The 24,833-nt window shown below is 62.5% G+C and carries 18 protein-coding genes, 1 tRNA gene and 1 pseudogene; 5 read left to right on the forward strand and 15 right to left on the reverse strand.

What is annotated here, in order from left to right; all coding sequences use genetic code 11:
* The first annotated feature begins 106 nt into the window (after positions 1–106).
* Positions 107–2,632: a PepSY domain-containing protein gene (locus J3P84_RS23285; protein ID WP_434631497.1), complete on the forward strand. Its 2,526-nt coding sequence runs from the start codon at positions 107–109 to the stop codon at positions 2,630–2,632.
* Positions 2,633–2,777: 145 nt separating this feature from the next.
* Here J3P84_RS23285 and J3P84_RS23290 read toward each other — a convergent pair whose 3' ends face one another.
* From J3P84_RS23290 to ptsP, 4 genes are all read right to left on the reverse strand, one after another.
* Positions 2,778–4,319 (reverse strand): alkaline phosphatase D family protein, encoded by a 1,542-nt coding sequence (locus J3P84_RS23290; protein WP_434626154.1) that lies wholly within the window; start codon positions 4,317–4,319, stop codon positions 2,778–2,780.
* 191 nt (positions 4,320–4,510) lie between these two features.
* Entirely contained in the window at positions 4,511–6,256 is a 1,746-nt protein-coding gene (locus tag J3P84_RS23295; protein WP_434626155.1) for a PTS fructose-like transporter subunit IIB, read from the reverse strand.
* A 13-nt stretch (positions 6,257–6,269) separates the two neighbouring features.
* Positions 6,270–7,211, reverse strand: a complete 942-nt coding sequence (gene pfkB, locus J3P84_RS23300; RefSeq protein ID WP_434626156.1) for a 1-phosphofructokinase — start codon at positions 7,209–7,211, stop codon at positions 6,270–6,272.
* A complete protein-coding gene (gene ptsP, locus J3P84_RS23305) occupies positions 7,211–10,075 on the reverse strand; it encodes a phosphoenolpyruvate--protein phosphotransferase (protein WP_434626157.1) in 2,865 nt (954 codons plus the stop codon). Before ptsP ends, pfkB begins: the two co-directional genes overlap by 1 nt.
* Before the next feature lie 287 nt (positions 10,076–10,362).
* On the opposite strand from ptsP, the gene cra reads away from it, so the two are divergent.
* Together cra and J3P84_RS23315 are read left to right on the forward strand one after the other, a co-directional pair.
* Positions 10,363–11,358 (forward strand): catabolite repressor/activator, encoded by a 996-nt coding sequence (gene cra, locus J3P84_RS23310; RefSeq protein WP_434626158.1) that lies wholly within the window; start codon positions 10,363–10,365, stop codon positions 11,356–11,358.
* Positions 11,359–11,378: 20 nt separating this feature from the next.
* The gene (locus J3P84_RS23315; RefSeq protein WP_434626159.1) at positions 11,379–12,155 is read left to right on the forward strand and encodes a TatD family hydrolase; all 777 of its coding nucleotides are present in this window, start codon (positions 11,379–11,381) and stop codon (positions 12,153–12,155) included.
* Between the two features lie 117 nt (positions 12,156–12,272).
* Here the strand turns inward: J3P84_RS23315 and J3P84_RS23320 are convergent, their stop codons facing one another.
* The 5 genes and pseudogenes from J3P84_RS23320 to J3P84_RS23340 form a co-directional block, all read right to left on the reverse strand.
* On the reverse strand, positions 12,273–13,202 hold the full coding sequence (locus tag J3P84_RS23320) for a methyl-accepting chemotaxis protein (protein ID WP_434631500.1): 930 nt from the start codon (positions 13,200–13,202) through the stop codon (positions 12,273–12,275).
* Positions 13,179–14,270, reverse strand: a pseudogene (locus J3P84_RS23325) (methyl-accepting chemotaxis protein); the annotation flags it as partial. The pseudogene J3P84_RS23325 and the gene J3P84_RS23320, both read right to left, overlap by 24 nt.
* A gap of 300 nt (positions 14,271–14,570) precedes the next feature.
* Positions 14,571–15,407, reverse strand: a complete 837-nt coding sequence (ampE, locus tag J3P84_RS23330) for a regulatory signaling modulator protein AmpE (RefSeq protein ID WP_434626161.1) — start codon at positions 15,405–15,407, stop codon at positions 14,571–14,573.
* Positions 15,404–15,964 carry a 1,6-anhydro-N-acetylmuramyl-L-alanine amidase AmpD gene (gene ampD, locus J3P84_RS23335; RefSeq protein ID WP_434569850.1) on the reverse strand — a complete coding sequence of 187 codons (561 nt, stop codon included), beginning with the start codon at positions 15,962–15,964 and terminating at the stop codon, positions 15,404–15,406. The genes ampE and ampD overlap by 4 nt, the downstream gene beginning before the upstream one ends.
* Before the next feature lie 64 nt (positions 15,965–16,028).
* Positions 16,029–18,239, reverse strand: coding sequence for a DUF1631 domain-containing protein (locus J3P84_RS23340; protein WP_434626162.1), 2,211 nt, complete (start codon positions 18,237–18,239; stop codon positions 16,029–16,031).
* 267 nt (positions 18,240–18,506) lie between these two features.
* Here J3P84_RS23340 and nadC point away from each other — a divergent pair, with 267 nt between their 5' ends.
* On the forward strand, positions 18,507–19,355 hold the full coding sequence (nadC, locus tag J3P84_RS23345) for a carboxylating nicotinate-nucleotide diphosphorylase (protein ID WP_434626163.1): 849 nt from the start codon (positions 18,507–18,509) through the stop codon (positions 19,353–19,355).
* Positions 19,356–19,394: 39 nt separating this feature from the next.
* Here the strand turns inward: nadC and J3P84_RS23350 are convergent, their stop codons facing one another.
* Positions 19,395–19,700 carry a DUF6388 family protein gene (locus J3P84_RS23350; RefSeq protein WP_434602788.1) on the reverse strand — a complete coding sequence of 102 codons (306 nt, stop codon included), beginning with the start codon at positions 19,698–19,700 and terminating at the stop codon, positions 19,395–19,397.
* Between the two features lie 299 nt (positions 19,701–19,999).
* Between J3P84_RS23350 and J3P84_RS23355 the strand changes: the two genes are divergently transcribed.
* Entirely contained in the window at positions 20,000–20,545 is a 546-nt protein-coding gene (locus tag J3P84_RS23355) for a hypothetical protein (protein ID WP_434631503.1), read from the forward strand.
* A gap of 11 nt (positions 20,546–20,556) precedes the next feature.
* On the opposite strand, the gene J3P84_RS23360 is transcribed toward J3P84_RS23355, so the two are convergent.
* From J3P84_RS23360 to rbfA, 5 genes are all read right to left on the reverse strand, one after another.
* Positions 20,557–20,632: transfer RNA gene (locus J3P84_RS23360), tRNA-Thr, on the reverse strand.
* Positions 20,633–20,757: 125 nt separating this feature from the next.
* The gene (gene pnp, locus J3P84_RS23365) at positions 20,758–22,863 is read right to left on the reverse strand and encodes a polyribonucleotide nucleotidyltransferase (protein ID WP_305496899.1); all 2,106 of its coding nucleotides are present in this window, start codon (positions 22,861–22,863) and stop codon (positions 20,758–20,760) included.
* Positions 22,864–23,057: 194 nt separating this feature from the next.
* Positions 23,058–23,327 carry a 30S ribosomal protein S15 gene (gene rpsO / locus J3P84_RS23370; RefSeq protein ID WP_011332409.1) on the reverse strand — a complete coding sequence of 90 codons (270 nt, stop codon included), beginning with the start codon at positions 23,325–23,327 and terminating at the stop codon, positions 23,058–23,060.
* A gap of 143 nt (positions 23,328–23,470) precedes the next feature.
* Positions 23,471–24,388 carry a tRNA pseudouridine(55) synthase TruB gene (gene truB, locus J3P84_RS23375; protein ID WP_434626164.1) on the reverse strand — a complete coding sequence of 306 codons (918 nt, stop codon included), beginning with the start codon at positions 24,386–24,388 and terminating at the stop codon, positions 23,471–23,473.
* Positions 24,389–24,391: 3 nt separating this feature from the next.
* Positions 24,392–24,793, reverse strand: a complete 402-nt coding sequence (gene rbfA / locus J3P84_RS23380) for a 30S ribosome-binding factor RbfA (RefSeq protein WP_181287552.1) — start codon at positions 24,791–24,793, stop codon at positions 24,392–24,394.
* Positions 24,794–24,833 lie beyond the last annotated feature (40 nt).

The following is a 24,833-nucleotide window of genomic DNA, read 5'->3' on the forward strand; positions in this document are numbered from 1 at the left end:
TCATGCAAATGAATGGGGCTTTTATGTGTGTTTATGAATGCTTCTCGATAACACACGGCATAATGCACGCCGTGACAAACAGTATTGAATGAACAAGGCGGGCGACGTGTTGAAGAAAACCCTGTTCCAGTTGCACTGGTTTTTCGGCATCAGTGCCGGGCTGGTCCTGGCATTGATGGGCGTTACCGGTGCGGTGGTGTCTTTCCAGGACGAGATCCTGCGGGCATTGAACCCCGAGGTGCTGACGGTTGAAAAACAACCGGCCGGCGTCCTGCCTCCCGCCGAACTGGTGGAACAGATCGAAGCCGCCTCAGGCAAGACCGTCGCCATGCTCTGGGTCGAAACCGACAGTGGCAACGCCGCGCGGGCGATCTTCACCGCCCCGCCGGGAGAGAAACGCGGGCCGATGCGTTACTTCAATCCTTACAACGCGCAGTTTCTCGGCGATGTGGTGGGCCAGGATTTCTTCGGCCTGATGCTCAGGCTGCACCGCGTCCTGACCCTGGACGACGTGGGCCGGCAGATTACCGGCGCCTGCACGCTGATCCTGGTGTTCTTCTGCTTGTCCGGCCTCTACCTGCGCTGGCCACGCCAGTGGAAAAACTGGCGCGCCTGGCTGACCCTCGACTGGGCGAAAAAGGGCCGCAGCTTCAATTGGGACCTGCACTCCGTTGCGGGCACCTGGTGCCTGCTGTTCTATCTGTTGGCCGCCCTGACCGGGTTGACCTGGTCCTATGAGTGGTACAACAAAGGCCTGACCCGCCTGCTTTCCGATTCGCCCAAGGATGAGCGCGTGCGCACCCGTGGCCCGGCACCGAGCGGCCCGGCGCCGATCGCCGATTACCGGGCCATGTGGAGCAGCATCTACAGCGCCGCCGGCCCCGGCCTGTCCGCCTACAACGTGCGCATGCCACCGGTGGCCGGGCAACCGGCGACGGTGTTCTACCTGCTCAAGGACGCCCCTCATGACCGCGCCCTGAACCAACTCATGCTCGACCCGAGCACCGGCGTCATCAGCCGTCACAGCCGCTACACCGACAAGAGCCTCAAGGCGCAATTGCTCACCAGCATCTATGCCCTGCATGTCGGCAGTTACTTCGGCCTGGTCGGGCGGATCCTGGTGACCGCCGCCGCATTGGCGATGCCGCTGTTTTTCATCACCGGCTGGCTGCTCTACCTGGACCGCCGGCGCAAAAAACGTCAGGTCCGCCAGGCTCGCCAGGCGCTTGCCGGCAACCCTGGCGATGCCCCGGCGTGGCTGATCGGCTTTGCCAGCCAGAGCGGTTTTGCCGAGCAACTGGCCTGGCAGACCGCCGGCCAGCTCCAGGCCGCCGGGCTACCGGTGAAGGTCCAGCCGTTGGCCGGCGTCAGCGACAAGGATTTGAACAGCGCCACCCGCGCCTTGTTTGTCGTCAGCACCTTTGGCGACGGTGAAGGACCGGACAGCGCTCGCGGTTTCGAGCGCAAGGTGCTCGGCCGGGCGATGAGCCTGGAAAGCCTGCAATACTCGGTCCTCGGCCTCGGTGACCGGCAATATGACAATTTCTGCGGTTTCGCCCGCCGTCTGCACGCCTGGCTCGCGGAGCACGGCGGCAAGACGCTGTTCGCACCGGTGGAAGTGGACAGCGGCGACCCGTACGCCTTGCGGCACTGGCAACAGCAATTGGCCGAGCTGACCGGCCAGCCTCCGGCGGATGCGTGGCAAGCGCCGAGTTTTGAACACTGGACCTTGAGCCAACGCACCCTGCTCAACCCCGACAGCAGCGGTTCGGGCGTGTACCTGCTCGGCCTCGGCGCCCCCGGCCCGAGCAGCTGGCTGGCCGGTGACCTGGTGGAAATCCTGCCGCGCAATGACCCGTGGGCTATCGAACACTTCCTCGATGGCCTGGGTATCGCCGGTATCGCTCGGGTGCAGGTCGATGGCTTGCAGCAGACGCTCGAACAAGCCCTCGCCACGCGTCAACTGCCGGAAAACCGCGCACACCTAGTGGGTCTGCACGCCCAGGCGCTGGTGGAGGCGTTGGCACCGCTGGGAATGCGTGAATATTCCATCGCCTCGATCCCCGCCGACGGTGTACTGGAACTGATCGTACGCCAGGAACGTCACGCCGATGGCAGCCTGGGCATCGGTTCCGGCTGGCTGACCGAGCATGCGCCGCTGGGCAGCCCCATCAGCCTGCGCGTCCGTCGCAACAGCAGTTTCCATCTGCCGCCCCAGGGCGTGCCGATGATTCTGCTGGGCAACGGCACCGGCCTGGCCGGCTTGCGCAGTTTGCTCAAGGCCCGTGTTGCCCAGGGCATGCAGCGCAACTGGCTGCTGTTCGGCGAGCGCAACCGCGAGCATGATTTCCATTGCCGCGACGAACTGCAGGAATGGGTGACCTCCGGCGACCTGGAACGCCTGGACCTGGCGTTCTCCCGGGATCAGGAAAAGAAAATCTACGTCCAGGACCGCCTGCTGGAATCGGCCGCGTTGCTCAAGCAATGGCTGGCCGACGGCGCGGTGATCTATGTCTGCGGCAGCTTGCAGGGGATGGCGTCAGGCGTGGACCACGTGCTCAATCTGGTGCTGGGCCGCGAGGAAGTGGAAAAGCTGATCGAGCAGGGCCGGTATCGGCGGGATGTTTACTGACGAACGCTTATTTTGAATCCACCCTAAAACCCTGTGGGAGCGAGCTTGCTCGCGATAGCGGATTGTCAGTCAGCATTTTATTGACAGACATACCGCCATCGCGAGCAAGCTCGCTCCCACATTGGTTTTGTGGTGAGCTTTGGATTCAAACCGGCTGCAACTTCTTCTCGAACACCGCCACCCCTTCAAGATCGCGCAACACCACGCTCATCTCGCCGCTCTGTCCGTCGATGTTCACCTCGCCAAAGAATTGATACCCGGCAAACGGCGAAGTGTTCTGCACGGGGGGCGCTTTCTGGAATACCACTTCCGGACCGAAGGTCTTGTCCAGGGCATTGGGCCCGAAGCTGCCGGCGTTCAGCGGCCCGGCGACAAACTCCCAGAACGGTTCGAAGTCCTGGAACGCGGCCTGTTCAGGATGGTAATGGTGGGCGGCGCAATAGTGCACATCGGCAGTCAGCCAGACGTAGTTGCGCACCTGATGCTTGCGCAGATAACCGAGCAGTTCGGCAATTTCCACTTCACGCCCCTGAGCCTCGCCCGGGTCACCGTTGGCGACCGCTTCCCAGCGCGGCACACCGGGACTGACTTCGCCGTCGGGTACGCCGAGGCCAATGGGCATGTCGGCGGCAATGACTTTCCACTGCGCCCGGGATTGCTTCAGCTCGCGCTTGAGCCAGTTCAGTTGCTCACGCCCCAGGAACGGTTTCGCCGCGCCGAGGTTGGCGTCATTGGCTTCGCGGTAGCTGCGCATGTCCAGCACGAACACATCGAGCATCGGCCCGTAGCCGAGCTTGCGATAGATCCGTCCACCATGGTCGGCCTTCTGCAGGCGCATCGGCGCATATTCCAGCCAGGCCTGTCGCGCACGGCCTACCAGGCTGTGGATATCCTTGGTCTGGTAGCGCTCGTCCAGTTGCTTGCCCGGCGACCAGTTGTTGACCACCTCGTGGTCGTCCCATTGCCAGATCTGCGGCACCTCGGCGTTGAAACGACGGACATTTTCATCCATCAGGTTGTAGCGGTAGTTGCCGCGATATTCGTCCAGGGTCTCGGCAACCTTGCTCTTGGCTTCGGTGGTCAGGTTGCGCCAGATGCGGCCGCCCTCGGTGGTGACCTGCGCCGGCACCGGGCCGTCGGCGTAGATGGTGTCGCCGCTGTGGATAAAAAAGTCCGGCAGGCGCAGGCGCATGGCTTCGTAGATGCGCATGCCACCAATGTCCGGGTTGATGCCGAAGCCCTGGCCTACGGTGTCGCCGCTCCAGACAAACCGGATGTTGCGCTTGAACTGCGGCACGCTGCGCAAATGGCCGAGCCAGGGCTCGCTGGCGACACCGCTGCGGGCGTCTTCGAAATGCACGCGGTAGAAAATCGCCTGGTCGGGCGGCAGGCCGGTGAGTTCGACCCGGGCGGTGAAATCGCTGCGGCTGTCGGCCAGCGCCGAGACAAAGCGCCGAGGGTTGGAGAACTGACTGCGGGTGTCCCACTCCACCACCATTCGCGCCGGGCGGTCGCTGCGACTCCAGATCATCGCCCGGTCGCCCTGCAAGTCGCCCGATTGCACGCCTTCGGTCAGCACCGGCCGATCCTTGACCGAAGCAATCACCGCCGGCGCCAGCCCCGGCAGCAACAAACCGGCACCAACGGCTTGCATTACACGGCGACGGCCCAGGTCGAATTCGCTCATGGTGTTCTCCCTTGAAATGGGGAAACTTAAGCATGGCTGTGTGAAGTGGGTGTGACAGAGACTCAGGACGCCCCAAGATCAACTGTGGGAGCGAGCTTGCTCGCGATGGCAGGGTGTCAGGCAACTAAAATGTCGACTGATACACCGCTATCGCGAGCAAGCTCGCTCCCACAGGAAACAACAGGGTTGGGTCAGGCCTTAGCCGGCTCCAGCGCCATCTCTACCGCCTCCGGCCGCTTGAGCAGCGCATAGGTCACCGCCGTCAGCAGGCTGCCCGCGACGATTGCCAGCAGGTACAGCAACGCATGATTGATGGCGTTGGGGATCAGCATCACGAACAGGCCGCCGTGAGGCGCCATGAGTTTGCAGCCGAAATACATCGACAGCGCACCGGTCAGCGCACCACCGGCAACACTTGACGGGATCACCCGCAGCGGATCCTTGGCCGCGAACGGAATCGCGCCTTCGGAAATGAAGCACAGCCCCAGCACCAATGCCGCTTTACCGGCCTCGCGCTCGGTCTTGGCGAATTTGCGCCGGGCGATGAACGTAGCGATGCCCAGGCCAATCGGCGGGACCATGCCGGCGGCCATGGTCGCGGCCATGGGTGCATAACTCTGCGAAGCCAGCAGCCCCACCGAAAACGCATAGGCGGCCTTGTTGATCGGCCCACCGAGGTCGACGCACATCATCGCCCCCAGCAGCACGCCCAGCAGCAGCGCATTGGTGGTGCCCATGCTGTCGAGGAAATGCGTCAGGCCTTCGAGCATGCCCGCCACTGGTTTGCCGACGATGTAGATCATCACCAGGCCGGTGAACAGGCTCGCCAACAGCGGAATGATCAGGATCGGCTTGAGCGCTTCCAGGCTCTGGGGCAGCCGCGCGTAGCGGTTGATCGCCTTGGCGGCATAGCCGGCCAGGAAGCCGGCAATGATCCCGCCGATGAACCCGGCGCCCAAGGTGCTCGCCAGCATCCCGCCGATCATGCCTGGCGCCAGGCCCGGCCGGTCGGCGATGGAATAGGCGATGTAGCCCGCCAGCAGCGGCACCATCAATTTGAATGCGGTATCGCCGCCGATCTGCATCAGTGCCGCCGCCAGGGTGCCAGGCTCCTTGAAGGCCTCGATGCCGAACACGAACGACAAGGCAATCATCAAGCCACCCGCCACCACCATCGGCAGCATGAACGAAACACCGGTCAGCAAGTGTTTGTAGACGCCGCTTTTTTCCGCTTTCGCCGGACCGCCGGAAGTGTCGCTGGCAGCGCTTTCCTGCCGACCTTCGGCCAAAGCCTTGTTCAGCGTGGCTTCGGCCTGCTTCAACGCGATGCCGGTGCCGCAGCGGTAGATTTTCTTGCCGGCGAAACGCTCGGTGGCGACTTCAATGTCCGTCGCCAGCAGCACCACGTCGGCCTCGGCAATCGCTTCGGGACTCAGCGGATTACGCGCGCCCACCGAGCCCTGGGTTTCGATCTGCAAGTCGTAGCCCAAGCGCGCCGCTGCCTGCTGCAAGGCTTCGGCGGCCATGAAGGTGTGGGCAACGCCGGTCGGGCACGCGGTGATGGCCACCAGGCGCGGGGCGCGCTCGGTGGAGGCCTGTGGTGCTTCGGCGAGCACGTCGGCCTCGGCCATTACCTCGGCTTCTTCGGCGCCACGCCGCAGCACCGTATCAACGTCTTGCAGGGCCTGGGCCGGGGTGCTGCGAAATACCCGCTTGCCGACAAATCGCGACAGGTCCACCGGGCCGCTGGCAACCAGTAGCACCCACTCGGCCGCCTCAAGCGTGGCGGCCGACAACTGGCGCTCGGGGTGCGCCGGGTCATGCACTTCGACGCTGGTGCTCCAGCCCTGGCGCTGGGCCGCCGCGTCCAGCAGACGGGCGCACAACACACTGGTGACCATGCCGTTCGGGCAGGCCGTCACAATGGCTAATTTCATCTTGCGAACCCTCTTATTGTTCTGTCAGGGGGCGCACGCGCACGCCCTGTTCAAGCGACGCCAGCAACGCGGTGTCGTGGATGCCAAAACCGATCTGCGTGACCGCCATGGCGGCGATGGCCGTGGCGCTGCGCAGGGTCTGCTCCGGCGTGTGCCCACCGAGCAAGCCGTGCAGCATGCCGGCCAACAGCGAATCACCGGCACCCACGGTACTCGCAACCGTCACCTTGGGCGGCGAAGCATGCAGCGCCGAACCGACGCTGAACCAGTTCACGCCGTCGGCGCCATGGGAAATCACCACGTGCTCGATACCCTCGGCATGCAGGCGCTGCGCCGCTTGCGCCTGGGCCAATTCGCTGACCACGGCGCAGCCCAGCGCATCGGCCAGCTCTTCGGTGTTCGGCTTGATCAGCCACGGCCCCGCCGCCAGGGCGACGCGCAAGGCTTCGCCGCTGGTGTCGAGGGCCACGTTCAAGCCAAGTTGTTTCAGGCGCGTGATCAGCGCCCGCAGCCATTGCGCACTGACGCCACGGGGCAAGCTGCCGGCCACGACCACCACATCATGGCCTGGGGCGATTTGCTCAAGGCGCGCCAGCAACGCCTGCTGAGCGGCTTCGTCGACCATTGGGCCCGGGCCGTTGAGATCGGTGATGCGGCCGTCCTGCTCGGCCAGCTTGATGTTGCTGCGGGTTTCGCCCGGAACGCGGATGAATGCGTCGACGAAGCCACGCTGGGCGAACAACGTCTCGAACACCTGGGCGTTGTCCTCGCCGAGAAATCCACTGACCGTCAGCGTATGGCCGAGATCGGCCAACACCTGGGCGACGTTCACGCCTTTACCGGCGGCGTGGGCGTGCATGGCATCGCTGCGGTTGACCTGGCCCGGTTCCAGGCGCGCCAACTCCACCGTGAGGTCGAGCGCCGGGTTGAGGGTCAGGGTAAGAATCTTCGCCATTACAGCGCCTCCACTAATGCGCGCACGTCGTCGGCGCTGCCCACGGCCAAGGCCTCTTGGGCCAGGGTTTGTACTTGCGCCAGGCTCAATTCGCGAACCCGCGCCTTGACCTCGGCAATGCTGCGGGCCGAAACGCTCAATTCGTCGACACCCAGGCCCACCAGCACCGGCACCGCCAGCGGATCAGCCGCCAGCTCGCCGCACACGCCGACCCATTTGCCATGGGCATGGGCCGCGCGCACGGTGATGTCGATCAGCTGCAATACCGCTGGATGCAAGCCATCGGCCTGGGCCGACAGGGTCGGGTGACCCCGGTCGATCGCCAGGGTGTATTGGGTCAGGTCATTGGTGCCGACGCTGAAGAAGTCGACCTCCTTGGCGAGCACCGGCGCCAGCAACGCGGCGGACGGCACTTCGATCATGATCCCCAGTTGCAGGTCCGCCACCGGGATTTCCCGGCGCAGGCGCTCGGTCATGTCGCGGGCCTGGCGCCACTCGTCGACGCTGCCAACCATGGGGAACATGATCCGCAGCGGACGGTTGTCCGCCGAGCGCAACAAGGCGCGCAACTGCGCTTCCATCACCTGCGGACGCTGCAAGGTCAGGCGGATGCCGCGCACCCCGAGGAAGGGGTTTTCTTCCTTCGCGATCGGCCAGTACGGCAGCGGTTTGTCGCCGCCCACATCAAGGGTGCGCACCACCAGCGGCCGACCGGCCAGGCCATCGAGCACCTTGCGGTATTCGGCTTCCTGGGTCGCTTCGTCCGGGGCCTCGTTGTGAGCCATGAAAATCAATTCGGTGCGCAGCAGGCCGATGCCTTCCGCGCCCTGCTCCACCGCGCTGGTGACGCCGGCGCTTTCGCCGATGTTGGCGAACACTTCCACGGCGTGACCGTCGCGGGTCTGCGCCGGTTGGTGACGCTGCTCGGCGGCGGCCTTGAGGCGCTGCTCGCGGGTGTCGCGTTCTTCGGCGGCGCGTTGCAGCGTGGCGGCGTCCGGGTCGACATGCAGCCGACCGCGCTGGCCGTCCAGCAGCAAGGAGGTGCCCGGCGCCAGCAGCAATACCGCTGCCCCCGCACCGACCAGGGCGGGAATGCCCAGGGCACGGGCAACAATCGCGCTGTGGGCGGTGGCGCCGCCCCGGGCGGTCAGGATCCCCGCCACCCGAGCCGGATCCAGGCGGGCGACGTCGGAGGGGCCGACTTCGTCCATCACCAGAATGTACGGTTGATCCGGCTCTGCCGGCGTTTCCACGCCACACAGCTGCGCCAGCACCCGCCGGCCGACGTCCCGCAAGTCGGCGGCACGTTCGGCAAGCAAGGCATCCTGCAGGGCTTCCTGTTCTTTCGCGGCGGCTTCGATCACGCCCATCCACGCCGCTTGCGCGCTCTCGCCCAGCTTCAAGCGGGTGTCGACCTCGTCGGTCAGCTCCGGATCGTCGAGCATTTCCTGGTGAGTGATGAAAATCTCGCGGATGGCCTTGGCCTTCGCGCGCTCGATCAAGCCTTCGATGTCGCGGCGCACCTGGCTCAGGGCTTTTTGCAGGCGCTCGCGCTCGATGGCCGGTGACTCGCCGCGCAACGGATAGTCGATGTCTTGCAGCACTTGAATATGCGCCGGGCCGATGGCGATGCCCGGTGCGGCGGCGACCGCCTGGAGCAGGCTGCCGGATTCGGGCGCCAGCATCACGCTGGCGACTTCGGCGATGGTGGTTTCCCGTGGCGCGCTCGGTGGCGGCAGCGGTTCGACCTCTTCGCCGAGCCCCTCTTCGACGGCGGCCAGCAAGGCCGGCAGCGCATCGGCGGCAATGCTCGGCTCGGCGATGAACTCCAGGACCTGGCCGCGACGGGCGCCCAGGCTCAACAGTTTGCTCAGGCTCTTGGCCGACACGGCGCTGTCCTGGCCGTCGACGATGCGCACGCGGATCTCGCCTTCGAAGTTTTTCGCCAATTGCGCGAGGATTTTCGCCGGACGTGCATGCAGGCCGTGGGCATTGGCCAGGCCGATACGGGCGCTGGGCCAGTCGGCGGGCAGCTCGCCGCCCAGCACTTCGAGGACCTTGCGACTGCTGGTGGCGCGGCCCAGTTCGTGGCCGCGACCTTCGATCAGCAGCGCGCAGAGTCTTTCCAGCAAGGCCTGATGGGCCTCGCCGAGGCTGGCCAGGCAGAACAGTCCGCTCAGGGGCTGGCCGAGGTAACGGATGGGCTTGTCCGGCGTGACGAAAGCCAGGCCAGGGCGCTTGACAGTCTGTTCACTGTGCAGCCACCACAGGCCGTCGCCCAACGGCAGCGCCTCGACCTGCTGCAACACACCGGCGAAGCCGTTGCTCACGCAGTCGGCCTGGCGCAACAGACGAGCGCCGCGCCACACCAGTTCTTCGAAATCGTCGGCCGACACGCCGAGGCCGATCATCTGCGCATCCAGCGCCAGTTCCTGCGGCGCGCCTTGCAGCAGTTTCAACAGCGCCTCGGCAGACCCGGCGCGGCGCAGGGCCTGACCCAGGTCCGTCTCGCCGAGGGCGCGGGTCAGCAGTTGCAACAGGCGCAGGTGCTCGTCGGATTTGGCCGCGATGCCAATCGCCAGGTAGACGATCTGGCCATCGCCCCAATCCACGCCGTCCGGGAATTGCAGCAGGCGCACGCCGGTGGCATACACCAGGTCGCGGGTCTGCGGGGTACCGTGGGGAATGGCAATACCTTGGCCAAGAAATGTCGAGCCCTGGGCCTCGCGGGCCTGTAAACCGGCGAGGTAACCTTCGGCGACCAGGCCATCGGCCACCAGTTTGTCGGCGAGCAATTGCAGCGCGGCGTCTTTATCCACAGCCACCTGGGCCATGGATATCTGCTCTAGAGTGAGCTCGAGCATGCTTTCTCCTTTTTGGCGTCCGGTGGGCGCCAGGTATTGTTTTGAATGAATCAGCTTAGCGTGTGGGACAGCTTCCGGCGGTATCGCGGCAGTGCGGCCAGAAAATCCCGAGAGCCTGAAAATACGCTTGCTGAAACGTTTAATCTAGAAAGATTGGCACGTTACTCGATAATCTCTCATCCTTGAAGTGCAACTTGTCGAAAGCGCCTCGGGGGTGACCATCGTGCCGAATCGGGTAGGATGGGCCTTCAATGTCGCGGCACACTCGAAAAACAAGGAAAACCGGGTTGAAACTCAGTGATATCGCCCAGCTTGCCGGTGTGTCCGTCACCACCGCCAGCTACGTCATCAACGGCAAGGCCGAACAGCAACGCATCAGCAACGCGACCGTCGAACGGGTGCGGGCGGTGGTCGAAGAACATGGCTTCACGCCTAACCCCCAGGCCGCCGGGCTGCGCAGCCGGCACACGCGGACGTTGGGTTTCATCCTGCCGGACCTGGAAAACCCCAGCTATGCCCGTATTGCCAAACTCCTGGAACAAGGCGCCCGCGCCCGGGGCTATCAACTGTTGATAGCCAGTTCCGACGACGCGCCTGACAGCGAGCGGCAATTGCTGCAACTGTTCCGCGCCCGGCGCTGCGATGCGCTGATCGTCGCCAGTTGCCTGCCGGCCGAGGATGACAGTTACCGTCAGCTCCAGGCCAAGGGTATTCCGATCATCGCCATCGACCGGGTGATGGAACCGGCGCACTTCTGCTCGGTGATCAGCGATGACCGCCAGGCCAGCCTGCAACTGACCCGTAGCCTGCTGGGCACCCACCCGCGGCAGATCGCGCTGATCAGTGCCCGTCCCGAACTGAGCATCAGCCAGGAGCGGGCGGCGGGGTTTCGCGAGGCGCTGGCCGGGTTCGACGGCCAGGTGTTGATCGAACACGGCGAGTCGTTCAGCCGTGAATGCGGTCGCCAACTGATGGACGAGATGCTCGCGCGCCTGGGGCATTTGCCCGATGCGCTGATCACCACGTCCTATGTACTGCTGCAAGGTGTGTTCGACGCCCTGCATGATTTTCCGCTCAAGTCGCGGCCGCTGCGCCTGGGCACGTTTGGTGACACGCAACTGCTGGATTTCCTGCCGCTGCCGGTCAATGCCATGTCCCAACAGCATCAACTGATCGCCGCCAAGGCGCTGGAACTGGCGCTGGCAGCCATCGAGAACGATGACTACCAGCCTGGTGTCCAGGCGATTGCCCGCACGTTCAAACAGCGTATCCACCAAGGCTGAGGATTTTCCCGGATCGAACCATGGAGCTGATCGACACCCACACCCACCTGGACTTCCCGGATTTCGACGCGGATCGCTCGGCGCTGCTTGCCGAAAGCCGCGCCCTGGGCGTTCGGCAAATGGTCTTGCTGGGGGTATCTCGGGACAACTGGCAACGGGTCTGGGACCTCGTGCAAAGCGACCCCGACCTGCATGCCGCGCTGGGCCTGCACCCGGTGTACCTCGATCAGCATCGTGGCGAAGATCTTGAGCATTTACGTGACTGGCTGGCCCGCCTGGCCGGGCATCGGCAGTTGTGTGCGGTGGGGGAAATCGGCCTGGACTATTACATCGAGACCCTGGACCGTGATCGCCAGCAGGCATTGTTCGAGGCACAACTGGGCCTGGCCGTGGAGTTCGAACTGCCGGCACTGATCCATGTGCGCCGCAGCCACGCCGCGGTGATCGCGACCCTGAAGCGTATCCGCCCCACCCGCACCGGCATCATCCACGCCTTCGCCGGCAGCTTCGAAGAGGCCCGCGAATACATCAGGCTCGGTTACAAGCTCGGCCTCGGCGGCGCTGCGACATGGCCGCAGGCTTTGCGCATGCACCGGGTGCTGCCAAAACTGCCGCTGGACGCGGTGGTGCTGGAGACCGATTCACCGGACATGGCCCCGGCGATGTTCCCCGGCCAGCGCAACAGCCCGGCGCATTTGCCGACGATTTGCGCGGCGTTAGCGCAGATCATCGGGATCAGCCCGGAGCGATTGGCCGAGGCCAGCACGGCCAACGCCCGCCAACTGTTCGATTGGTGACAACCTGTGGGAGCGAGCCTGCTCGCGAATGCGGTGTACCAGACACCCTGTCTGCGAGTGATATGCCGCTTTCGCGAGCAGGCTCGCTCCCACATTGGAACTGTGTGGACACAGGAATCAAACCCGAAACGCATTGATTAATTGCTTGAGCTGCACCACCTGCGCGGACAGCTCGCGGCTGGCGTCTTCGGTCTGGTGCGCGCCCTCGGCGGTGCGCTCGCCGGCGCGGTTGATCTCGACGATGTTCTGGTCGATGTCATGGGCTACCGCCGTCTGTTGCTCTGCGGCAGCGGCGATCTGCTGGTTCTGGTCGACGATCATGCCAACGGCGCCGAGGATATTTTCCAGGGCCTGCTGAACCCTTTCCGATTGGCCGACGGTGCCGCTGGCCATCTCATGACTGCTGCCCATGGCCTTGACGGCGGCGCCCACGCCGCTGTGCAGCCGGCTGATCATCGCCTCGATTTCCTCGGTCGATTGCTGGGTTCGCTTGGCCAGGGTACGGACCTCATCGGCCACCACCGCGAACCCACGCCCCTGCTCGCCGGCCCGGGCCGCTTCGATCGCGGCATTGAGCGCCAGCAGGTTGGTCTGCTCGGCGATGCTCTTGATCACGTCCAGTACACGGCTGATGGCCTGGCTGTCGGTGGCCAGTTGATTGATCACTTGCACCGACTGATCGATTTCACTGGCCAGCCGGGCGATGCTGCTTTGCTGTGACTCAACCAGGCCGCGCCCGCTGAGGGTTTCATCGTTCACGCTATGGGCGCTGCTGACCGCCGCGGCGGCACTGCTGGCGACTTCCTGGGCGGTGGCCGACATCTGGTTCATCGCCGTGGCGACCAGCTCGATCTGGCTGCGCTGCCCGGCCACGGCCTGGTTGCTCTGGGCAGACACGGCTTGCACCTGACCGGCCTGGCGCTCGACCTCGGCAACCGTGCGACCGACCTGCTCGATCAGGTCATGGATTTTCGCCACGGTGCCGTTGAACACTTCACCCAGCTCGCCCAGCTCATCCTTGCTGCGAGCCACGAAATTGACCGTCATGTCGCCGGCCGCGACCTTGTCCATCATTGCGCCCAAATGCTTGAGCGTGGTGCGAGTCGAGGCGTAGAAACCGGCGTACAGGTAAAAAATCAACAGGAACACCACCGCCAATGCCACCGCTTGCAGCACCATGTGTCTGCGGTTCTGCTCCAGGCGGTGCTGCAACTGGACACCGAGAAAACCCAGTGTCACTTCGTTCAGCCGATAGGTCTGTTCCATCAGGCCGCTGACCTGCTGGTAAAACGCCGACCAGGGGGCGTCGAGCGTATCAGCCATCACCACCTGTTCCTCGATCAGTTCGGCGGCCTGCTTGAGAGAATTCTTGCTGGCGCCAGCCTGCTCGGCAAGCGCCTGCCCGGCCGCCTTGCTGGAGCCAAGGGCGTCCTGCAATTTAAGATCATATTCGCCCTGGAGTTTTTCGACCTGTACCAGCAACTCGTCAAACCGGGTGCTCGAAGCAGAATTGAGGAACCCCAAGCCCAACGACGAAGCCCCCAGCGCACGCCCTTCACCCAGGATCTGGGTAACCTTGGGGGTCACGCCGACCATCAGGTCGCTGAGTTGGCGGATGTCGCCCTGGTTGTCGCGGCTCAGGCCCGCCTGGCTGGCAATGACCTGGCCAAATATTTGTGCATTGTTGAGCAACCTGCCGATCAACGCGCTTTTGCTTTGCAGTGAGCTTTCGGCCTGCTGGGCCTTGAAGGCGACAATCATTTCGTCGCGCTTGGCATCGAAGGCGCTGACGTGCTCGGGCTCTGCGGCCATCGCCTGCATGCCCTGCAGGCGCGCGAGAATCTGTTGCTCCAGGGTGCTGATCCGGCTTTCCACGTCGCCCGCCTTGCCGGACTGGCCCAGGCTGGCATTGATCTGCACCAGGTTGTTCAAGGTCTCCAGGTCGCGGCGCAGAGTCAGGCTGCTGCCCAGCAAGTCGAGGCTTTGCAACTCGACTTGGGTGCCCTGAAACTCCCGGTAGGAGTCACGTACCAGAAAGAAGTTGGTCACCAGCATCGGCAGCAGGAACAACACGCTGATCAGGCTGAACTTCATGCCGAAGCTCAGGCGGTTCATCAGGGCGACGGCGGGCCAGAGCAAACTCTTCACAAGGAAGTCTCCCGATATTTTTTATTTTTATAGGCGCGCGGGCAGGCAGCAGAAGGCCACTATGCGGACGCTGCTTCTGTATAGCCTAAATCGGCGAGGAGATTTGTAACTTAAGGTTAACGAGAGGAATGACCCGGCTCAGTCGTGGCGAGGGGATTTATCCCCGTTGGGCTGCGAAGCAGCCCCTGGTATCTGGCTTCCAAAAGCGAGGGGGCCGCTTCGCGCCCCAGCGGGGATAAATCCCCTCGCCACAACCGACTCGCTTGCCTAGGCCAACACCGTCCACAACGCAAACCCGGCATACCAGAGTACCGCCGCGCGCAACAGCAGTTCCCACAGCCGATCCAGGCTGTTGATGCCGTCCGGCCCGGCGACGGGGCTCGGGATCTCGCCGGCCACCAGGCCGACCTTGTTGATCAGCTCGGCCGCGCTGATGTTCCAGTTCAGCAGTTCGTGCAGCATCACCCGGCTGACCGCCACGAAGTTGCCCACCAGGGCGAAGCTCGCCGCCAGCAACCGCACCGGGACCCAATCGAACGCGTGGCGCAGCTGCGCCGCACGCTCGGCCACGCCGGGGTTGTGGCTGTGTTCGGCGGCAAGGGCGAGCAATCGATAGCTCAGGGCAGCCACCGGGCCCAGCAGGAAATACCAGAAGATGACCGCAAAAAAACTCTGGTACGCCTGCCACAGCAAGTGCCCCTGGACCCGCTCCAGCAACTGCTCGCCGCCATCGGCATCGATGTTCAGGTCGCGCTTGGCCACATGATTCGCTGCCTGCAGATCTTCACGGCGCCAAGCGTCGCGAAACGGCCCGAGTTCAGCCAACAGATCGCCGCGCCCCAGGCTGTAGATCACCACCAACAGGTGCACCGGCAGTGCCAGCAGACCATAGGCCACCGGCTCCAGCACCCATAACAGCAATGCCAACAGCGCCACCGGCAACAGCACCATCACCATCAGCACCAGCCAGGGCCGATTGACCCAGCGTGGGCTCGCTTCGAGCTTGTTCAGCTCGCCCAGCCAACCGCCGTCACGCTGGACCCGCTGGCGCAGGGCCGAGAATTTCTCGATCCAGACTGCCAGCAGCAACACCAGAAAACTCATTGTCCTTCCCCTTCTGTCAGGGCCGCGCGATAGCGCGCCCAGTCGAATGCCGGTCCCGGATCGGTCTTGCGCCCCGGAGCAATGTCGCTGTGCCCACAGATGCGCTGCACCGTGATCGCCGTAAACGCCGCGCGAAGCTGCCGGGTCAGGTCCACCAACGCGACATATTGCGCGTCGGTGAACGGCAGATCATCGGTGCCTTCAAGCTCGATGCCTATGGAAAAATCGTTACACGTCTCCCGCCCTTCGAAGCACGAAACCCCCGCATGCCACGCACGCTCCAGACAAGAGACAAACTGCGTCACGGCGCCGTCACGTTCGATCAGAAAATGCGCAGAGACACGCAGGTCGGCAATACCGGCAAAGTAGGGATGTTCCGTGACATCCAGACGATTCTGGAAAAATTCCTGCACCTTGCCAGTCGCGAACTGTGCCGGCGGCAGGCTGATGTTGTGGATCACCAGCAGGGAGATCTCGCCTTCGGGGCGCGCATTAAAATTGGGCGAAGGGCAATGACGCACGCCATCGCACCAACCGCTCACGGGGTCCAGCTGCATACGGGTTCCTTCGATGACGACGGTGAGTGCCGCCAGTATGCCGCGATCTACGTCGGCTGCGCGATCACTTGCCGCGATTGAGCTGGCGCAGGTTGCCGAGAACAGACTCCAATGCCCGGTCGAACAGCAGGGTGTCGTCCAGCAGACGTGCCGCTCCCCGGCGGAACTCCAGGGCGAGGCTGGTGCGGCTGTGCTCCAGGACCTTGAGGCCGGTGCGGTTGACGAAAACGAACTTGCCGGTGGCCTGGATGATTGCCGCCAGCTTGCAACGCAGGCTGTTGTCTTCGTCTTCCTGGAACTCTACCCAGCATCCCAGGCGCAATTGATCGACCTGAAGCAGGCCTGCATCATCAGCCGGCAAGCGCACGGTCGGCTCTTGCGCGGGCGTCTGTGGCGCAGTGCGAAGGACGATGGGTTCCGCCACTTCGACCATGACCGGCAGATCCGCCGGCTCGCCAGCCTCCGTTGCCTGGCCCAGCCGCTGCAGGGCCTGGACATGAAGCAGTTCCAGCTCGCTGAAAAATTCGCTGGTGGCGAACGGATCGAACGCCGAGCGACTCAGCCCCTCGCGCAGGGCCTTGAGCAGCTCCGGCACCATCGCCAGCAAACGCAGGCCCGCATCGGACTCTTCGTGATGCTGGACACTCCAGACCAATTGTTCCAGTGTCAGCACGTCGGCCCGCCATTCGGCTGAATGCTCGCCATGCTTGAAGCCGGTCAGCAGCAGCACCTGGCTCCAGGCCTGCTGTACAAAATCTACTACGGCCTGGGGCAGGACTTTGCCCAGCATGACCTGGTTCAGTGCCCCTTCGACCCGCTGTCGAGCCAGGTCGGCCTTTGCCCTTCCCTCTTCGGCGTCACGGATGCGCTGCTCAAGCAATTCACAGCGGCGGCGCTCGTCGCTGGTGAACGCCAGGAAATCGGCCAGCACTTCGGAAAATATCGCCGGATCGTCGACGAAGTCGTTCAACAGACGCTGCACCACCTGCTCGATGCGCAGGTAGAGGCTGTCGCGCTGATGATCATCGCAATCACCCCAACCCATCGCCGCCGCTGCGATTTCATTGAGCAACCGGCGCGCCGGATGATTATTGCGACTGAAAAAACTCTTGTCCTGCACCGCGACCTTGAGCATCGGGATCTGCAGCCGGCCGATCAAGGCCTTGAGGGAGTCCGGCAGGTTACGGTCATCAAGGATGAATTCGAACATCATCGCGATCAGGTTGATCACATCTTCGTCGGCGCCTTCGACCACGCGGGATTTGCCGCTCTTGACGCTGACCCGGGTCAACAGCTGTTCAAGCTGGCTGCGCAGGTCGAAGTCATCCTGAACCGAGGGGGCCGGCACGTATTGCTGCAAATGAGACAACAAGCGCAAAAGGTCACGGGTCGTGATTGGCTGGGCCGGTGCACTGGGCTCAAGGGTAGGCGCGACACTGCCGCGCACCTGGACCAACAACTTCTGCAAAGCGGCGAAGACTTCGTGCACGCTGTCATCGACATCGTCGACCCTTGGCCTGGCAGGCCCGGCAGTGCTGGGCCGAACAGGCTCTTCGACACGGTCCGAGGCCCGCCGCGACGGAGAAACCTTCAGATCCGGCAAGATCCCGGTTGCCGCCAATAGCTGATTGGCCTCGGAATAAAGGTTGTCGCATTCGCTGAGCACATACCGCTCGAAGAGCTTGAGCAGGATCAGTTTGACCTTGATGCCTACGCCCAGGTTACGCCCGGCCTGGAGAAAATTCTCACACAGCAGGGCCGGGCTCAAGGGGTTGTGCTGGTTCGCCAGGGGCCGCGACAGTAACGCGCCGAGGCGCGCCGTGAGTTGATCGAGAGACAGGCCATCGCGACTGAGCACCCGGGTGACCATGGTTTCCACCGCCAGCCGGCGTTCGAGGTCATCATGGTTGGGATGGGCCGGTATGGCGCCCAATACGGGCGCAAGGGTGGCCTGGGTCAGATCGTACTGGGCAAGATTGACGAACGCCTCGAAAAACTGCTCGAGGAATTCACGTTCGATGCTCTTGCGTTTCAGCCGCAGGTCTCGCATGGCTTCGAAGTAGAGGTTCTGCTCCACATCGTTCCGCGCCCGATCGGCCATTTCGAACAAGGTATCGTCAGCATTATCGAACAATTCCTGCAAGCCAAGGCGCAACTGCTGCGCAGCCTTGTCGCGAACCTGAAGCAGAATCACAGGCAGGCGGGCGAGCGGCGAGCGACTCGCCTGATCGGTAGACGCCTTGTGCAAAGGCACTACATTCCCGTCGTTGTGCATCCTGGCCTCCTGAAAGGGCATTCTTCGGTTCGCGACGTCAAAGTCATGGCGTCAATCGAAAGGCGGATTATCGGGTAAAAGAACCCTGTCGCACCAGTGGACACTTGTGAACCAGCTCGAAATACTCGGAACAACTGACAGGACAATCGGGAAAATGTTGCGGGCATGCGACCAAATGCAGGTTTCATCCGGCAGCGCGCAAGTGGCGCCTTGGGTTCGCCTGCGGCCTGGCCCTATAATCCGGCCACTTTGTTTGTGGAGCCCGTCATGCCGAATCTACGCCTCGCCGATCTGACCGCCGAAATCGAAGCCAACGTGCGCCGTGCGTTGCTCGAAGACATCGGCAGCGGCGACATCACCGCACAACTGATCCCCGCCGAACGCCTGGCCAAGGCCACCATCATCACCCGGGAAGCCGCGACCATCAGCGGCACGGCCTGGGTCGATGCGGTGTTCAGACAACTGGATCCCCGCGTCGCGGTGCATTGGCAAGTGCGCGACGGCGACCGGGCAAGCCCCGACCAGGCCCTGTTCCACCTCGAAGGCCCGGCCCGCTCACTGCTGACGGGCGAACGCAGCGCGCTGAACTTCCTGCAGATGCTCTCGGGCGTTGCCACCCGGGCCCGCTACCTGGCGGATTTCGTTGCCGACACCCAGGTCAAGCTGCTGGATACCCGCAAGACCCTGCCCGGGCTGCGCCTGGCCCAGAAGTACGCGGTCACCTGCGGCGGCTGCCATAACCATCGCATCGGCCTTTACGATGCCTTTCTGATCAAGGAAAACCATATCGCCGCCTGCGGTGGCATTGCCCAGGCCATCAGCGCCGCCCACAAGATCGCACCGGGCAAGCTGGTGGAGATCGAAGTGGAAAGCCTGGCGGAATTGAAAGAAGCGCTGGCGGCCGATGCCGACATCATCATGCTCGACGAGCTGAGCCTGGACGACATGCGCGAAGCCGTGCGCCTGAACGGCGGCAAGGCGAAACTGGAAGCCAGCGGCGGCATCAACGAAAGCACGTTGCGCCCGATTGCCGAGACCGGCGTGGACTATATCTCCATCGGTGCGATGACCAAGGACGTCAAAGCCGTGGACCTGTCGATGCGCTTGAGCCTCTGACAAAAAAAAACGCCAGCCTTTAAGAGGCTGGCGTTTTTTTCAGACCACCAGATTATTCATCTCGCAGTACTCATCCCAATCCACACCCAACACCTCGGCCGCCTCCTTGTGCAAGACAAGGCGCTGCGCCTCGAACTCTTCCGGCGTACTGGTGTACTTGAGCGTCAGCTCCCAAGGCTGCAGGCCCTGGGCTTCGGCCTCATCCTCGAACGCCCACTGGACCTGGTCTTTCTGGTCATCGGCGGACAAGTCCTTGATCTCATCGCGCAACTGCGGCGTTTCTTCGAGGTACTTTTCCAGGGCTTCTTCGTGCCTGGCTTCTTGGGACAATTCTTTAGCGGTCATGGCGTTCTCGCTGATCTGGGAATGGAAGATGGATCTGGATCATCAAGGATCTCTCTGACGCAGGAAGCCGTTGGAAGCTCGGTTTTCCTGGCCTTCAGAACCATTCGTGGATCATCTGAAAACTGCTGGGCGATGCTCATGCAGGTGACGAATATAGGATGTTTTGGCAACGATTTACACGGCTCTTTACATCCACCGCAGAAAAAATTTCATGCCTGACGGCAAGGTGCCCAGGAACATTTGTCATGGCAACCAGTCGTAGCGATGTGCCATATCGGCACTTCTTCAGGAACCCAATGATGCGCAGTCTTGCGAAACGCTCGTCGACCCGGTTTGCTACCACGTCCCTCCTGCTCGGCAGCCTGAGCTTGATCGGTGCCGTTCAAGCGGCTGTCGAAGTTTCCTCCGGCCCCCCTCTGCCGTCTGACACGATCCCGCTGCTTCGCAACTCATTCGACAAGGATGTTCTGATCAAGACCAATATCAACGTGGGTGACCTGGAAAAATTACCAGAAGCAGTCAAGGACAACACCGCCGAGCTGGACAGTCAGAAGCGCACCCTTGGCGAGCAGGCCCGACAAATCGAAGAACTCAAACGCAACAGTGGCTCCAGCTCCACCTCCAGCAGCAAGGAGATAGACGATCTCAAGCGCATCATCAAGGAACAGGAACGCGATCTGAACGACCTTGGCAAGCAAGTGGAAGAACTCAAGCGCAACAGCGGTTCCAGCTCAAGTTCGAGCAGCAGCGAAATTTCGTCCCTGAAACGGCAGCTCAGCGATCAGGACAACGAGCTGACACAGCTCAAACGCACGGTCGAGGAACTGAGCAGGAAGGTGAAATAACCAGGGGGGATTGGTGCCCGAGACAGGAATCGAACCTGCGACCTTCGCGTTACGAGTGCGCTGCTCTACCGACTGAGCTACACGGGCGGTGGCTAAACCTAGCATCGTCCCCGGGGGACAGGCAACCTGCCCTGAAGGGATTTTCAGCACACAGCAAAACGCCCCGAACCAGTCGGGGCGTTTGCTTGTTCAGCGGTCAAGCGAGGGAGTGATTAAACGCCCGACGCCTTGGCTGCTGCAACGTCCTTGATGGACAGCTTGATACGGCCGCGGTTGTCCACGTCCAGTACCAGCACTTCCACTTCCTGGCCTTCTTTCAGGATGTCGGTCACTTTCTCGACGCGAGCATCGCTCAGCATGGAGATGTGAACCAGACCGTCCTTGCCAGGCAGGATGTTGACGAACGCACCGAAGTCGACGATGCGTTCAACCTTGCCGACGTAGATCTTGCCGATCTCGGCCTCTGCGGTGATGCCCAGGACGCGCTGGCGTGCTGCTTCTGCCGCTTCCTTGGTTTCGCCGAAGATCTTGATCGAACCGTCGTCTTCGATGTCGATCGAAGCCTTGGTTTCTTCACAGATCGCACGGATAGTCGCGCCGCCTTTACCGATGACATCACGGATTTTGTCGGTGTCGATTTTCATCGCGATCATGGTCGGAGCATTTTCCGACAGTTCGGTACGGGACTGACCGATGATCTGGTTCATCTGACCGAGGATGTTCAGGCGCGCTTCCAGGGCTTGGCCCAGGGCGATTTCCATGATCTCTTCGGTGATGCCCTTGATCTTGATGTCCATCTGCAGTGCGGTGACGCCCTTGGCGGTACCGGCCACTTTGAAGTCCATGTCGCCCAGGTGGTCTTCGTCACCCAGGATGTCGGTCAGGACGGCGAATTTCTCGCCTTCTTTGACCAGCCCCATGGCGATACCGGCCACCGGCGCCTTCATCGGCACACCAGCGTCCATCAGGGCCAGGGAAGCGCCGCAGACCGAAGCCATCGAGCTCGAACCGTTGGACTCGGTGATTTCCGATACCACGCGAATGGTGTACGGGAACACGTCAGCGGCCGGCAGCATGGCCTGGACCGAACGACGGGCCAGACGGCCGTGACCGATTTCGCGACGACCGGCGCCACCCATGCGACCACACTCGCCCACCGAGAACGGAGGGAAGTTGTAGTGCAGCATGAACGGGTCTTTCTTTTCGCCTTCCAGGGTGTCGAGCAGTTGCGCGTCACGGGCGGTGCCCAGTGTCGCAACGACCAGCGCCTGGGTTTCACCACGGGTGAACAGCGCCGAACCGTGGGTCTTTGGCAGAACGCCGACTTCGATGTTCAGCGGACGCACGGTGCGAGTGTCGCGACCGTCGATACGCGGCTTGCCGTTGACGATGTTTTCGCGAACGGTGCGGTATTCGATTTCACCGAAAGCCGCCTTGACGTCGCTGGCCGATGGCTGGCCTTCTTCGCCGGAGAACTTGGCAACGACCTGGTCACGCAGCTCGCCCAGACGCGCATAGCGGTCGGCCTTGATGGTGATGGTGTAGGCCTGAGAGATCGCTTCGCCGAACTCGGCACGGATCGCGCCCAGCAGCTCGGTGGCTTCTGGCTGAGGAGCCCAGGTCCAGGTTGGCTTGGCGGCTTCGGCGGCCAGTTCCTTGACGGCGTTGATGACCACCTGGAACTCGTCGTGGGCGAACAGCACGGCGCCCAGCATCTGGTCTTCGGTCAGTTCCTTGGCTTCGGATTCAACCATCAGCACGGCTTCGGAAGTACCGGCCACGACCATGTCCAGGCTCGATGCCTTCTGTTGTTCGTAGGTCGGGTTCAGCAGGTAGCCGGTGCTTTCGTGGAACGCAACGCGGGCAGCGCCGATCGGGCCATCGAAAGGAATGCCGGAGATCGCCAGCGCAGCCGAGGTACCGATCATCGCAGCGATGTCCGGATCGGTCTTCTTGCTGGTGGAAACGACGGTGCAGACAACCTGCACTTCGTTCATGAAACCTTCAGGGAAAAGCGGACGGATCGGACGGTCGATCAGTCGGGAAGTCAGGGTTTCTTTCTCGGAAGGACGGCCTTCACGCTTGAAGAAACCGCCAGGGATCTTGCCCGCGGCGTAGGTCTTTTCCTGGTAGTGCACAGACAGAGGGAAGAAACCCTTGCCTGGATCGGCCTGCTTGGCACCGACGACGGTCACCAATACGCTGACGTCGTCGTCAACGGTGACCAGCACTGCGCCGGAGGCCTGACGGGCGATACGGCCAGTCTCGAGGGTAACGGTCGACTGACCGAACTGGAATTTTTTGATTACCGGGTTCACGGTGTCCTACCTTCTTTGTGGCTCTTGGGGAACTTGTCTTCTTGCGAAATTCTTGGGCAATGACGGGAATCGGCCCGACGCCTGTCCAGGGTAAAACGTGTATCCAGATAAAACTTGAGGCTGGGAGCCTGCCATGTGCCAGCGGGAAACCCACTGACGTACGACAGACCACCAACCTCTAGCGCAATCGCTGATTAGCGACGCAGACCCAGGCGAGCGATCAGAGCGCTGTAACGGCTCACGTCCTTGCCTTTCAGGTAGTCCAGCAGCTTGCGACGCTGGTTTACCATGCGGATCAGACCACGACGGGAGTGGTGATCTTTACCGTTGGCCTTGAAGTGACCTTGCAGTTTGTTGATGTTGGCGGTCAGCAGTGCAACTTGCACTTCTGGCGAACCAGTGTCACCAACAGCTTGCTGGTAGTCAGCTACGATTTGAGCTTTTTCTTGAACGTCGAGAGCCATGAGGCAATCCTTTTAGTCAGGAAACTGTTTCAAAGAAACAGCTTCAACAGGCCAGGGACAAATCCCTGTATCTATAAATGAGTAGTGACCGTGCCTGTTAACAGCCACACTCGCCAGCCTGTTGTTACACAGGCTGGTTCCGGTCATTCCGACCGAATCAATCGACGCGGCGCGATACGCCCGTCTTCGCTCACTTCACCGATACCGATGAAGCGACCATTGTGATCCTGCACCCGGACCATGCCGAACTTCGGCGCATCCGGAGCGCGCACCGGCTGGCCGTTGAGCCAGTAGAACGCACTGTGTTCGGAGAACTGCAGCAGCGGCCAATCGAGCAAACCGCTGTCCGAAGGCATGAGGAAACGGTCGACCGCTTCGTTGCCGCCTTCGGCGTGTACCGCTTCGAGCTCTTCCAGCGTGACCGTCTGGGCCAGGGTGAAAGGCCCGGCCTGGGTCCGTCGCAATTCCGCCACGTACGCGCCACAGCCGAGCTGCTCGCCGATATCCTCCACCAGGGTACGGATATAGGTGCCTTTGCTGCAATCCACGGCGAGCCGTGCAGTATTACCGCCAAAGGCCAGCAATTCCAAGCGCGCAATAGTAACAGAACGCGGTTCGCGCTCCACTACTTCGCCTGCACGGGCCAGTTTGTACAACGGCTGCCCATCACGCTTGAGCGCGGAGTACATCGGCGGTATCTGACTGATTTGCCCACGAAATTTCGGCAACACCGCCTCGATATCCGCCTGACCAACGGTCACCGGACGCTCCAGCAAAACCTCACCTTCGGCATCCGCCGTGGTGGTGGTCTTGCCCAGTTGCGCCAGGGTTTCATAACCCTTGTCGGAATCGAGCAGGTATTGGGAAAACTTGGTCGCCTCGCCGAAGCACAGCGGCAGCACGCCGGTAGCCAGTGGATCGAGGCTGCCGGTGTGCCCGGCCTTTTCAGCATTGAGCAGCCAGCGAACCTTCTGCAACGCCGCGTTGGAGGTAAATCCCAACGGCTTGTCGAGCAGGATGATGCCGCTGACGTTACGACGGATACGTTTGACCTGAGCCACCGATTACTCCTTGGTGTCTTCGGGTTCAGCGGCAGCCGGATGCTGACTGTCTTCAGCCACGGCACGCTCGATCAGCGCCGACAGATGCGCGCCCCGCACGACGCTTTCGTCGTAGTGGAAGTGCAGCTGTGGAACGCTGCGCAGCTTCATTTCCCGCGCCAGTTGCATGCGCAGGAAACCGGCTGCCGAGTTGAGCACCTTGATGCTCTGGGCAATTTCTTCGGCGCTGTCCTGACCCATCACCGTGATGAAGATCTTGGCGTGACCGACGTCACGGCTGACTTCAACAGCGGTGATGGTCACCAGGCCGACGCGCGGGTCTTTGACTTCGCGACGGATCAGTTGGGCCAGCTCGCGCTGCATCTGATCGCCGATTCGTTGGGTACGGCTATATTCTTTTGCCATGTCTTGTTACCTGTTACTGCCCCACGGTCAAACCCGTGAG

It is taken from the genome of Pseudomonas sp. Z1-29 (assembly GCF_051131995.1).
Taxonomy (GTDB): Bacteria; Pseudomonadota; Gammaproteobacteria; order Pseudomonadales; family Pseudomonadaceae; genus Aquipseudomonas.